This is a genomic window from Streptomyces sp. NPDC006552 (genome assembly GCF_040611655.1).
Classification (GTDB): domain Bacteria; phylum Actinomycetota; class Actinomycetes; order Streptomycetales; family Streptomycetaceae; genus Streptomyces.
On record NZ_JBEXOS010000031.1, the window covers coordinates 1 to 11,665 of the forward strand.

General features: G+C 68.6%; 12 protein-coding genes. 7 read left to right on the forward strand and 5 right to left on the reverse strand.

Annotation, left to right across the window (positions count from 1 at the left end):
- Positions 1-211 (forward strand): hypothetical protein (locus ABZY33_RS19095; RefSeq protein WP_356492851.1); only part of this gene is annotated, 211 nt, incomplete at its 5' end.
- A gap of 38 nt (positions 212-249) precedes the next feature.
- On the opposite strand, the gene ABZY33_RS19100 is transcribed toward ABZY33_RS19095, so the two are convergent.
- Both ABZY33_RS19100 and ABZY33_RS19105 read right to left on the reverse strand, forming a co-directional pair.
- On the reverse strand, positions 250-894 hold the full coding sequence (locus ABZY33_RS19100) for a hypothetical protein (protein ID WP_356492771.1): 645 nt from the start codon (positions 892-894) through the stop codon (positions 250-252).
- The gene (locus ABZY33_RS19105) at positions 891-1,079 is read right to left on the reverse strand and encodes a hypothetical protein (protein WP_356492772.1); all 189 of its coding nucleotides are present in this window, start codon (positions 1,077-1,079) and stop codon (positions 891-893) included. Before ABZY33_RS19105 ends, ABZY33_RS19100 begins: the two co-directional genes overlap by 4 nt.
- Before the next feature lie 762 nt (positions 1,080-1,841).
- Here ABZY33_RS19105 and ABZY33_RS19110 point away from each other — a divergent pair.
- Both ABZY33_RS19110 and ABZY33_RS19115 read left to right on the forward strand, forming a co-directional pair.
- The gene (locus tag ABZY33_RS19110; RefSeq protein ID WP_356492773.1) at positions 1,842-2,348 is read left to right on the forward strand and encodes a peptidase inhibitor family I36 protein; all 507 of its coding nucleotides are present in this window, start codon (positions 1,842-1,844) and stop codon (positions 2,346-2,348) included.
- Positions 2,349-2,657: 309 nt separating this feature from the next.
- Positions 2,658-3,161 carry an actin depolymerization factor/cofilin-like domain-containing protein gene (locus tag ABZY33_RS19115; protein WP_356492774.1) on the forward strand — a complete coding sequence of 168 codons (504 nt, stop codon included), beginning with the start codon at positions 2,658-2,660 and terminating at the stop codon, positions 3,159-3,161.
- 57 nt (positions 3,162-3,218) lie between these two features.
- Here the strand turns inward: ABZY33_RS19115 and ABZY33_RS19120 are convergent, their stop codons facing one another.
- Both ABZY33_RS19120 and asnB read right to left on the reverse strand, forming a co-directional pair.
- Positions 3,219-4,439 carry an acetyl-CoA C-acyltransferase gene (locus ABZY33_RS19120; RefSeq protein ID WP_356492775.1) on the reverse strand — a complete coding sequence of 407 codons (1,221 nt, stop codon included), beginning with the start codon at positions 4,437-4,439 and terminating at the stop codon, positions 3,219-3,221.
- An 82-nt stretch (positions 4,440-4,521) separates the two neighbouring features.
- Positions 4,522-6,345, reverse strand: a complete 1,824-nt coding sequence (gene asnB, locus ABZY33_RS19125) for an asparagine synthase (glutamine-hydrolyzing) (RefSeq protein ID WP_356492776.1) — start codon at positions 6,343-6,345, stop codon at positions 4,522-4,524.
- 697 nt (positions 6,346-7,042) lie between these two features.
- Between asnB and ABZY33_RS19130 the strand changes: the two genes are divergently transcribed.
- Positions 7,043-7,903 (forward strand): NAD-dependent epimerase/dehydratase family protein, encoded by an 861-nt coding sequence (locus tag ABZY33_RS19130; protein WP_356492777.1) that lies wholly within the window; start codon positions 7,043-7,045, stop codon positions 7,901-7,903.
- Between the two features lie 103 nt (positions 7,904-8,006).
- A complete protein-coding gene (locus tag ABZY33_RS19135) occupies positions 8,007-8,885 on the forward strand; it encodes a LysR substrate-binding domain-containing protein (RefSeq protein ID WP_356492778.1) in 879 nt (292 codons plus the stop codon).
- A 191-nt stretch (positions 8,886-9,076) separates the two neighbouring features.
- Here the strand turns inward: ABZY33_RS19135 and ABZY33_RS19140 are convergent, their stop codons facing one another.
- Positions 9,077-9,841, reverse strand: coding sequence for an SDR family NAD(P)-dependent oxidoreductase (locus tag ABZY33_RS19140; RefSeq protein WP_356492779.1), 765 nt, complete (start codon positions 9,839-9,841; stop codon positions 9,077-9,079).
- 100 nt (positions 9,842-9,941) lie between these two features.
- Here ABZY33_RS19140 and ABZY33_RS19145 point away from each other — a divergent pair, with 100 nt between their 5' ends.
- Positions 9,942-10,826, forward strand: coding sequence for a helix-turn-helix transcriptional regulator (locus tag ABZY33_RS19145; RefSeq protein WP_356492780.1), 885 nt, complete (start codon positions 9,942-9,944; stop codon positions 10,824-10,826).
- A 287-nt stretch (positions 10,827-11,113) separates the two neighbouring features.
- Positions 11,114-11,590 (forward strand): hypothetical protein, encoded by a 477-nt coding sequence (locus tag ABZY33_RS19150; RefSeq protein WP_356492781.1) that lies wholly within the window; start codon positions 11,114-11,116, stop codon positions 11,588-11,590.
- The last annotated feature ends 75 nt before the right edge of the window (positions 11,591-11,665 follow it).

Genomic DNA, 11,665 nt, shown 5'->3' on the forward strand with positions numbered 1-11,665 from the left:
GATCGTGATGCTCGCCAACCGCCACGACTGGCTCTCCGCCTTCTCGAACGAGCTGGGCGTCGTGCTCGCCGTGGAGCGGATGCTGGCCGAGCGCGACGGGGAGGGAGTGCCCGTCGCATTGGGCATGTTCCTCGCCAACACCCGCCGCCGCGCCGACGAACTCACCGTGCGCCGACGCGACGACCTCAACCAGCTCGGTATGCGTTGGTGAGGGAGATGTCGCTCTGGGGGCCCGCCTGGAACCAACCCTCACCAGTCGGTGAGGTCCACCAAATATCGGCAGTGCGAGTCGTCCACGGCATCGGAGGTTCGCCACTCCTCACCGAGCAGCGATGGCAGTGCCGCGAGAAGGGCGGTCAAGGTTCCGCCCGGCCGTACGTCTGCGGCAATCACTCCGGTGACTTTGTCGCTGTCCATGTACAGACGTAGCAGGCCGTTTTCGCGGAAGAGGAATCCGCGGAGCTGTGACCGGGTGTGCGCCGTGGAAGGGCGGGCCAAGCAGCGCAGCAGGGTGGCGGACCAGTCGTCTGTGGTGAAGGGGGCCGCCTCCACCTGTGCCGGGTCGACCAGGTACAGGTCCATTCCCATGACGGAGGTGACCCGGCCGGCCGGGTAGATATGGGTTCCGGTGTGCACGGCGCGCAGTAGGGCGATGACGTCATGGGTGGTCCGTAGCTCTGTGCCCGTCCTGAGGGGGATCTCGTACGCCGTCAGCCGGTGGGGTGCGCAGTCGCCTTTGTCGCCGAGGACGGCCCGCACTGCTGGTGCGCGTGAGGGTGAGGGCAGGACTCCGCGTACGTGCTGGTCTTCCAGCAGTGGCGCGTGGACGAAGTCCAGCAGGCGGCTGGTCACCTCTCGTTGCAGGTCTTCGATCTCCTGGTCGTCGTCATTCACGAAGTCACTCGTTTACTCAGTTGGGACACTTTGGCGCCGTGCACGCTGTCGACGTTGCCCTGGATCGGGATATTGACGATCGCGCACTTCTTGATGTTGTGCTTGCCGGAGAAGTGGTTCCGTCCCAGTTCGCCGTTGCCGATGCGAGCGGGATGCGCCGGCGGTCCGGGTCGGTCGCCTCGCACTTGGTGCTCTTGTTCCAGTGCGGCCCGCCACCCGCTTCGGCGGGCTGAGGGGTGCCGGCCTTTCACGTCGCATGTTGTAGCGAGCTGGGCTCTGCTTCTTGCCACTCTGCTCTTTCCGGTCCTCCATCGGTCAGCTCGGGGGCGCCGTCGCGCCGCTGCCCGGTGTCAGCCATGAAATCCCGACTCCTCCCTGGCCTTCCTCAAGTCATCGACCATCACCTGTAGGTCTGGGGTGGTGTCGCTGGGGATGCCGTCAGGCACAGGCTCAGCAGGCAATGGCCGCACGTGTTCACGGATGACCATGAGCATCGCGGCCGCGCGCGAGCTGACCGCGCCGAAGTCCGTTTCCCGTCGCGCCAGATGACCAGTTCGCCGTCGAGCACGGTGTCGTGCGGGAGCTCCATCGCGGCGGTGGCGATGTCGAGCCATTGGGCAGTGGCGTCCCGGCCTGAGCGGGTCTGGATACGGACGGACTCGCGGCGCCGGATCACGCCGCGGTGACCGTCGTTCTCCAGACTGCACGGTGTCTCGTGAGACAGGTTCGGCTGCCAGAATGTCAATTAACGGTGGTCGAGAACAATCGGTGGGTCTATCTGTGACCGCCTCTCGGGCCCTAGCGTTTGCGGGCCGCGTCGGGCACCGTTCTGGTCGCCAAGTGAGGTCCTCGTAAAGGTCGAGTGCTCTACTCGCTGCGATGCCGAGCGAGCTGCCGGATATGCCCTCCAGAGGCTTCACCCGCACAGACCAAACCGCATAGAGATAGTGCGTTCCAGCAGCGTCACCGCCGGATCGGTGGCTCGTTGTCAGGGCGTGTCGAACAAGATCAGCATCTTCATCGCCATGACGCTTTCCGCCCTGTTGCTGGGCTCCGTCTCGCCAGCGGTTGCAGCAGAAGGCCCGGTGCGCGTCATCCGCGGGCACGGACTTGAAGCCTGTCCACGCAATTCTCTGTGTCTCTACGAGGACGTCGACTACAACGGATCGGGCAACGGCCGTATCTGGGTCGTCACCGGGAGTGTTCACTCGCTCAGCGAGTACGGAGGCAACGACGAGACCAGCTCCATGTACATGCATACGCCCGAGAACTGGCGGGCCGATGCCCATGAGAACCGAAGCGGGATGGGTAGTGGTGACTGGGTATGGATGTATGGGGGGAAGAAACTCCCGAACCTCCGGAGCGTCAACATTCACCAATCTGCACGTGACACGCACTATGGGCCCTTCAACGACGTCATCACGTCCGTCTCCTGGGCGGGCGGGGAGGCATAGCGTGCAGGCGGAGGAACCCCAGCTGTAGCGGCCCAGACTGTCAAGGACCGACACGAAGCGGGGACTGGCGAGTCATACCTCGCCGGTCCCCGCTTCAATTGCGATCGCACTGCGGTCCACCCTTATCGCGTCATCTGCGGAGTGATCGCTGACTCCCGGGGCGGGGTGGGAGCAGTGCGGTTGCAGCGCCTCAGCGCCCCGCTTGTTTGAGCTGCCGGCCAGTAAGAGCCAATCCCCGAAATTAGGTTCGAAGTCTTTTTGCGCCAAGAAGCGTTGTACCAGCCACTTTTCTCCGTACCCGCGCATCCCATGATCGTGGGCAGCACACCGGATCTCGACCTGAGGGAACCGGCGCACGTCGCGAGACTGGCGCCGCGGCCCCCGTATCTGGGAGGAGAGGACATGGGTTCCTCTGACTTCGCCGTTTCCAACGCCTGCGTCGAGGCGTACAACAAGCTCAGGATGGCTCGCACGTACAGGTACGTGATCTTTACCGTCGACGAGGGCCGTAAGGAAGTCGTGGTCCACAAGACCTCGGCTGATGACGACTACGAGGCGTTTGTGAGGGATCTGCCCGAGAAGGAGTGTCGTTTCGCGGTCTACGACTTCCCGTACACGGTCGGTGGGCAGCAGCGCAGCCGGATCGTCTTCTACCGCTGGTCTCCTGAGAGTGCAGCGGTGAAAAGTAAGATGATCTATGCGTCGGCAGAGGACGCGTTCCGGCAGCGCCTTGACGGCGTCAGCATCAAGCTGACGGCGACCGAAGCCGCGGAGGTCTCCCGAGAGACCGTTCTTGAAAAGGTCCGGCAATAAGGCACCGCTTGCGTGGATCGCGAGGCTTTCAGCGAACAGAAAGTTGCCCGGCCCCTCTCATGAGGTTCGTTCCATGAGGAGGGCCATGCCCTGGCCTCCCGCAGCGACGACGCTGACCAGGGCGGTGTTGAGATCGTCGTGGCGGAGCGTGGTGAGGGCCGTGGTGGTAAGCCGGGCTCCAGCCGCACCGTAGGGCTCGCCCAGGGCGATGGAGCCGCCGTGCGGGTTCATGCACTGGGGATCCAGGCCGAGTTCGGTGCAGTAGGCCAGCACCTGGGCGGCGAAGGGTTCGTTGCCGGCGACAGTGTCCACATCCGCCAGGGCCAGACCGGCCCTGGCAAGGACGGTGCGGGTCGCGGTGACAGGGACGGGGCCCTCTGTCTCGGGGGTGCCCGCGCTGACGGCGGTGGCCAGGATGCGGGCGAGCGGGGCGTGGCCGTGGGCGCGGGCGTAGCTCTCGGACATGACGACGACCGCTGCGGCGCCGTCGGACAGCGGGGCGCTGTTGCCGGCGGTGACCCGGCCGCCTGTGCGGAAGCGCGGCGGCAGGGCGGCGAGGGTCTGCGGGGTGACTCCGGTGCGGGGGCAGTCGTCTGTGGTGGCGGTGGTGCCGTCGGGGGTTTTGACCGGGACGATGTCGCCGAAGTGGAAGCCTTGGGCCAGTGCTTGCTGGGTGAGGTGGTGGGAGCGGGCGGCGTAGGCGTCCATGTCGCTGCGGCTGATGTTGTACAGGTCGGCGGTGTTCTCGGCAGCCAGACCCACCGGGATGTAGGGGTCAGGGTGGGCGCCGTCCTCGCGCGGGTCGTGCCAGGGGCCGGGGTCGGCCTGGGAACGCTGGTGGGTGCGCTGCCCGGCGGTGTGGAAGGCGGGGTTCTCGGTGTCGGGCCAGGTGTCGGAGCTGCCGTAGGCGAGCCGGGACTGCGATTCGACTCCGGCGGCGATGACCACGTCGGCGTCCCCGCAGCGCACCGCCTGTACAGCCGTGCGGATGGCCTGCAGCGAGGAGGTGCAGAACCGGTTGACCGTCACGCCGGGGACGTGATCCCAGCCGAGCAGGACGGCGGCGATCCGGGCGATGTTGAACCCTTGCTCCCCACCGGGCAGAGCGCAGCCGACCACCAGGTCCTGGACGCCCTGCGGTGTCAGGCCGGGGGTGCGGGCCAGTGCCTCGGCGACGGTGCGGGCGAGCAGGTCGTCGGGACGGATACCGGCCAGCGTTCCTTTGTGGGCACGCCCGATGGGGGTGCGGACGGCTGAGGTGATCACGGCATGCTGCATGAGGGTGTCCTGTGCGGTCTGGGCGACGAGGGAGGGGCAACAAGGCGAGAGCCGCCGAGCCGGTGGGTCGCGTCGGGGGCGGTCAGAGATGGAGGGCGGGGCGGTGGGTGCGCAGCCACTGGTCCAGGTCCAGAACGAACTCCAGCCCCTCCCTGGGGAAGCGGTCCGGGCCGGTGCTCTGCAGCAGCAGGCGGCGCACGGCGGCTGCATCGAGCAGGTCGGTGGCGGGGCCGCCCTCTGCCAGGAGCCGGTCGACCTGGAGGGTGAGGGCCGCGCGGTAGGCGGGTTCGCGGACCATGGGGTAGGGGCTCTTGCGGCGGTTGAGAACGGCGTCGGGCAGGAGCCCGGCGGCCGCGGCGCGCAGGAGGCTCTTCTCGCGGCCGTCGAAGGTCTTCAGGTGCCAGGGGGTGTTGAAGACGTACTCGACCAGTCGGTGGTCGAGGAACGGCACCCGTACCTCCAGGCCGACGCCCATGCCGAGGCGGTCGGCACGGTCCAGGAGGCAGGGCAGGAAGCGGGTCAGGTTGAGGTAGCTGTCCTGGCGCAGTGCGGCCTCGGCGGGGGTGGTGCCGGGCAGGTGGTCGACTTCGGCACGGGCGGCGCGGTGGAGTTCGGCACGGTGCGCGGACAGATCCAGCGCGGCGGCCAGGGCCGGGTCCAGGAGCCGGGTCAGATCCGCGCGTCCCAGCACACCGTCCCACGGAAAGGATTCTGCGGCGGCGGCCTGCGAGGTGAACCAGCGGTATCCGCCGAAGAGTTCGTCGGCTCCGTCTCCGGCCAGGGTCACCGTGAAGTCCTCGCGTACCGCGCGGTAGAGCTGGAGCAGCGAGGTGTCGAAGTCTCCGAGCGTCAGTGCGTCGCGCAGTCGGCCGACCCGGGCGCGCAGGTGCGGGTCGGCGAGGTCGCCGGCGTCCGCCCGTACCCGGCGGTGGGAGCTGCCCAGGTGGCGGGCCATCACCTCGGCGTAGGGGGCGTCCGGGTCACGCTGCATGGCGTCCTGCCCGGATGCCCGGTCACCGAGGTCGACCGACAGGGTGTGCAGGCTGCCCGCCGCGGGACGGGCGAGAGCGGCGATCACACTGGAGTCCAGGCCCCCGGACAGCAGGACGCTCACCGGCACATCGGCCGCCAGCTGCCCGGTGACCGCCTCCTCCAGCAGCCCCCGTACCCGGGCCACCGTCGCCGGCAGGTCATCCTGGTGCTCGGCCGGGGTCAGCGACCAGTACCGGCGGGTGCGCACACCGTCGGGTGTCATGCTGACGACCGTGCCCGGGGCGACTTCACTCAGGCCCTTGAAGGCACTGCGCCCGGGGGTCTTGATCATGGGATGGGCGGACAGCAGCAGCTCTCGCAGCCCTTCCAGGTCCAGGCGTGCGGTCACCGCCGGGTGGGCCAGCACCGCCTTGGGCTCGGAACCGAACACCACCGCGTCCCCGGTGCGGGCGTAGCACAGGGGCTTGATCCCGAACCGGTCCCGGGCCAGCGTCAGCCGCCTGGCATCCGGCTCCCACGCGGCATAGGCGAACATGCCCTCCAGGTGGGCGGGGGCCTCCTGTCCCCAGGCAGCGACCGCGTACAGCACGACTTCACTGTCGCCCCGGGTGGTGAACCGGTAGCCGAGAGCAGACAGCTCCGACCGCAGCCGGCCATGGTTGTAGACCTCACCGGTGAACGCCACCGTCAGCACCGTGCGCCCGCCACGGACCAAGGTCATCGGCTGCCGGCCGCCGACCAGATCCACAACGGCCAGCCGGGTATGCCCCAGCCCCGCCGCCCCTTCGACCCACACGGCCGAAGCGTCCGGTCCCCGGCAGGCAAGGGTTTCGGTCATCTCCTTGAGCGAACTGCCCGCCGTGCCCCGGGGCACATGGCCCGCCAGACCGGCATAGCCGACCAGCCCACACATGTGAAACTCCCTCGCCTCTGGGTCAGGGCCACCGCACGCTCGGACCGGAGCCCTCCGCAGGGGTACTCCGCGCGATGGAGGCAGGCCCGGTGTCCGACCGGCGGTCGGTCCACGACCAGGGAAACGATCAACAAGCTCCGAGGTCACCCACACGCCGTCCAGGACATGGGCGCCACCCCCGCGACCTACCAGGTACCGAAAGAGGTTCCCCAGCGCGGCCGCAGGGCACGTTGGAAACGCTGGACGGCGACAACATCGACGAACTGGGCATAGGCCAGCTCGTTGCCCGCCGCGACTGCGGTCCCTCGCCTCAGATCCACGTACTACCAGGCCAGGCACGCGGACGTGGCCGCACGATTGTCCAGCGACAATTCAGTACGTCCCCGTCACGGCACCGGCCCCGCCGTGCGCTGGGGCTGTCCGGCACCATCGCGGCTGCGCCGAGCACAGTCGGCCCGCACGCGCCCGCACCCCTGACCGGCCCGCCGTGCCGTCAGTTCGCGGGGCGTGCAGGCCGGTGCGGATCTTCAGGCGGGCCGCCTTGCCGACAGGAGCTCCTCGGCTCGGCATCCGGCGCCCGGGCGGCTTGATGCCCTTCGGGTATCAGGGACGTCGAAAGAGGTCTTGGACGAGAGGCCGTTGCGAGACGCAGGCTGGTCAGCGACGTCGACAGCCCACGAAGACAGGAGCCGTGACCATGAAGATCTTTCTCACCGGTGGGTCCGGATACATCGGCAAGGCCACGATCAGCGCGCTGGTCCGGCACGGCCACACCGTGGAGGCGCTGGCCCGCAACGATCGCGCCGCCGAAACCGTCCGCTCCCTCGGGGCGGCTCCCGTCCGTGGCGGGCTCGGTGATCTCGGTGTGCTGAACGCGGCCGCGGCCCGCGCGGAGGCGGTCGTCCACCTGGCGCAGGCCGAGACCGGCGACGAGGACCTCGCGGCCGCCACCGCCATGCAGGACGGCATCGGTACCGGCACCTATGTGCACACCGGCGGCACCTGGGTCTACGGCGACACCAACGGGGTCGTGGACGAGACCGCGCCCTGGAACCCGCCGCCGTTGGTCGCCTGGCGCAAGCCCGTGGAGGAGGCCGTCCTGCGGCGTGCGCAGCACGACGGCCGGCCCGTCGTGGTGCAGCCCGGCCTGCTGTACGGCGGTGAGAACCGCCTGATCGACATCTTCTACGCCACTCCGGGCAGGAAAGCGAAAGCAATCCCCTGCATCGGTGACGGTGCGAACCACTGGGCGCTGGTGCACATCGACGACATGGCAGAGCTGTACGTCGCCGCCCTGAAGGCGAAGCCGGGTTCGGTGTACGTGGGTGTGGGCGGGGTGAATCCGACCGCCAAGGAGTGCTCGCTGGCCGTAGCACGGGCCGTCGGCCTCGACGGCAAAGTCGTCTCCCTCTCCCTGGAGGAGGCTCGCGATCAGATGGGCCCGATCGCGGACGCCTTCGTCCTGGACCAGCAGCTCACCCCGGCGCGCGCCGAGGCCGAGCTGGGGTGGGTCCCTGCGCACACCGACCCGCTGGCCGTCCTGAACGGCGGCGAGTGACGCGCTCGGGGAGCAGGCAGCGTCGGCGGCTGGGCGGCCAGACCGATAGATTTGCTCTCCGGCTGCTCCGCGAACAGTCGGAGAGAGTGAGCGGTGAGTCCGGGTGGATCTTGACCTGCGAAAGCTGCGGTACTTCGTCGTGGTGGCCGAGGAACTCCACTTCGGACGGGCGGCGGAGCGCCTGCACATCGCGCAGCCGGTGCTGTCCCGGCAGATCCGGAGCCTGGAGAATGATCTGGGCGTCGAGGTCTTCGAGCGTGACCGGCGCGGCACGCTGCTCACCGCGGCGGGGAGACAGTTGCTGGAGGACGCGGCCCCGCTGCTCGCCTCGGCGCAGGCACTGGTGCGGCGGGCGAAGGCTGCCGCGCAGGGTACGCCTACGCTGACCGTCGGCTTCATGCCCGGCATCACACTCACCCCTGCCATGGCCGTCTTCTCCAGCATCCGCCCGGACGTCCACGTCCGACTGCTGCGCACCAGTTGGGACGACCAGGTGCAGGTGCTGCTGGACGGCCGGGCCGACATCGGAGTCGTACGGCTGCCCATCGACCAGCACGGCCTTCAGGTGCGGCCCCTGTTCAAGGAGCCCCGGGTCGTCATGCTGCCCGCGGGACACCGCCTGGCGGACCGTGTGTCCGTGAGCGTCCGCGACCTCGCCTCCGAGCATCTGCTCCAGGACCCGGACGCCGTACCCGAATGGCGGGACGTCGCCCTGGAGCTGCGTGACGGACGACGCCCCGAGAAGCCAGTGATCCACCAGGTCGAGGAGAAGCTGGAGCTGGTCGCCTCCGGCGCGGGCATCTGCGTACTGCCCTTGTCCACCGCCACCTTCTACACCCGCACCGATGTGATTCCGCTGCCCCTGGAGGACATCGGCCCCAACAAGGTGGCGCTGGCATGGGTGGCGTCCCGGCGTTCCCCCCTCGTCCACGACTTCGCCGAGGCCGCGGCGAAGACTCTGGGGCGGCCCCGGTCCGAGTAACGCCCCGGGAACACTGAGGGTGCAAACGACAGGCGTCCCTTCGGGGGCGCGTCGTCAACGCCACCGTCGGCCAAGCCCCCGCGGCTGTGCTCACGGGCGTCGCCGGCCTCGTCCTGGTGCTGATCTGGACATTCCGCCGCCGGTGTCGCCAGGGCGACTACTCCCAACAGCGGCAACGGGGGCTTCGCCAGCTACTTTCCGTGCGGATCGGTGCTGTTGAGTGCCTCGACCACGCGGTCGTAGTCACCGCGCGCTTCGCCGTAGCGCAGGAACTTCACCTGCTCGACCTGGATCTCCTTGGCGTCGGGCTGGTTCTCGAGCAGGGAGACCACCTCAGTGATGAACGCATCGAGCGGCATCGCTGCCTCGTTCTCCTCGTGCCCGGGCATCAGGGCCGTGCGGACAGCCGGCGGCTCCAGTTCCACCACCTTCACCGAGGTGTCGGCGAGCTGGAGCCGGATGGACTCGCTGAGCATGTGGATCGCGGCCTTGGAGGCGTTGTAGGTCGGTGTGACCTTGAGCGGGGCGAACGCCAGCCCCGACGACACGGTCATGATCGTCGCGTCCGGCTGGGCCTGCAGATGCTCGATGAACGAGGCGATCAACCGGACCGGACCGAGCACGTTCGTGGTGATCGTTGTCTCGGCCGTCCGGAGAAACGATGCAGGGGTGTGCCAGTCCTCAGCGATCATCACACCGGCCATCGGCACGAGGACATTGAGATCCGGGTGGCGGGCGAGCACCTGCTTGGCGGCGGCTTCGATGCTGGCCATATCAGCCGTGTCGATCTGGACGGTGTCGATGCCGGGGTGATCGGCGGCGATCTGCTCCAGCAGTTCGGCGCGCCGGCCACCGACGATGACCGTGTTCCCCCGCGCCCGCAGCGCAAGAGCCAGAGCCAGTCCGATGCCGCTGGTGGAGCCGGGGATGAAGACGGTGTTTCCGGAGATGTTCATGCATCCAATATCGACTGGTGCGGGCCTGAAGTGCAGAGACCACTTATCGGAGGATCGGCGATCCCTGGCTGAGTCACCTCGTCCGGCCGACACTGGAGGCATGGACCGAACAGCCCTCGCCGATTTCCTGCGCCGCCGCCGCGAGGCACTCCAGCCTGCCGACGTCGGCCTGCCAGTGGGTGCACGCCGCCGCGCCCGAGGTCTGCGACGTGAGGAGGTGGCCTCCCTGGCGGTCATGTCCACGGACTACTACACCCGCCTGGAGCAGCAGCGCGCGCCTCAGCCCAGCGAGCACATGCTGGCCTCGCTCGCGCGGGCTCTGCGGCTGACCGTCAGCGAACGCGACTACCTGTACCGCCTCGCGGGCCGCAACGCGCCGACCTCGCTGGCGGCCACACCGCATGTGGCCCCCGCACTGCAGCGCGTACTCGACCGCCTGACCGACACCCCGGCACTGATCCTGAGCGACCTCGGCGAGACGCTGGTCCAGAACGACATGGCCGCGGCCCTGTTCGGTGACGCATCGCATCTGACCGGGCTCGCGAGAAGCGGGGTCTACCGCTGGTTCACCGACCCCGCGGCCCGCACCATGTATCCGGAGGCGGACCGGGACCGGCAGAGCCGCAGCCAGGTCGCCAACCTGCGAGCCGCCTACGGGATCCGAGGCCCCCAGTCCCGGGCAGGTGAGCTGGTGCGGGCGCTGAGCAAGGCCAGCCAGGAGTTTACCGAGCTGTGGGCCCTGCACGAGGTCGCCCGTCGATTCGAGGACCACAAGACGCTCGTCCATCCAGAGGTCGGCGCCATCGAGGTGGACTGCCAGGCCCTTTTCACCGAGGACCAGTCGCAGGTCTTGCTGGTGCTGACCGCCGCACCGCGCAGCGAGAGCGCCGAGAAGCTGCAGCTACTGTCCGTCCTGGGACAAAGCCGCTACGCCACCTCGACCGACCAGGCCTCCACGCGCAAGGGGAAACTTCAGACCGGGTAACGCGCTCTACCCTGCGCCTGCCGCCTGCCGCCTGCGCCCAGCTCGGCCAGTTGCCCCCCGTTCCTCTCCCCCGCCCACGGGCACCCGCCTACGCACGCGTCGACGACCAGTCCCGTCAGAACCGCGGCGCAGGCCGGTGAGGGGAAGGGCGATGTACGGCTGCCGGTGGGCCGTGCCACCGCAGGGTGCGCGGCCCCTGCTTTGCCACAAGAATTTTCAGCATCTTTGCGGGAAGGCGACGAAGGCCCGCACCGCGAGAGGTTCCCTCCGCAACGAAGGAGTTCCTGATGCTCGAGATCCGACGCGAACGCGCCTTCGGACGCACCTATCAGATTCTCTCGGACGGCAGGCAGGTCGCGCAGTGGTCCATGCGCGCCTGGAAGTCAGGTGGACGTGTGGAGTTGGCCGACGAGACCTTTGAGTTGCGGTCCTCCGGATGGGGACGTTCCTTCGAACTGCTGGAAGGGGGCGCAGAAGGAGCGCTCCGGGCCCGGGCTCACCGATCCGGTCGGCGCTGGTACATCTCCGACACGTCAGGACAGTACGAACTGAAGCGACCATCAGCATTCCGCGGCAAGAGGCAACTGCTGTCGCAGGACAGTGTGGTTGGGGAGTTCCGGCCCAGTCGTCTCGGCAGCGGCCTGACCGCCGAGTTCACTGATGTGCCCCTCCCCGTACAGGTCTTCGCGGGCCTGATCGTCCTCTCGATGCAGCAGCGCCAGACCGCGGCCGCAACCGCAGCTGCCGCGGGTTCGAGCGGCTGACAGCGGCGCGTCTGCGAGCTGCAGCGCTGCTGAGCGCCTCGAGCAAGGTCGGGTTGGCGAACCGGGGCAGGGGCG

Coding starts and splice junctions, on each gene's coding strand:
- ABZY33_RS19115 (WP_356492774.1), top strand. CDS start 2,658: ATGATCGTGGGCAGCACACCGGATCTCGACCTGAGGGAACCGGCGCAC.
- ABZY33_RS19120 (WP_356492775.1), bottom strand. CDS start 4,439: ATGCAGCATGCCGTGATCACCTCAGCCGTCCGCACCCCCATCGGGCGT.
- asnB (WP_356492776.1), bottom strand. CDS start 6,345: ATGTGTGGGCTGGTCGGCTATGCCGGTCTGGCGGGCCATGTGCCCCGG.
- ABZY33_RS19130 (WP_356492777.1), top strand. CDS start 7,043: ATGAAGATCTTTCTCACCGGTGGGTCCGGATACATCGGCAAGGCCACG.
- ABZY33_RS19140 (WP_356492779.1), bottom strand. CDS start 9,841: ATGAACATCTCCGGAAACACCGTCTTCATCCCCGGCTCCACCAGCGGC.
- ABZY33_RS19145 (WP_356492780.1), top strand. CDS start 9,942: ATGGACCGAACAGCCCTCGCCGATTTCCTGCGCCGCCGCCGCGAGGCA.
- ABZY33_RS19150 (WP_356492781.1), top strand. CDS start 11,114: ATGCTCGAGATCCGACGCGAACGCGCCTTCGGACGCACCTATCAGATT.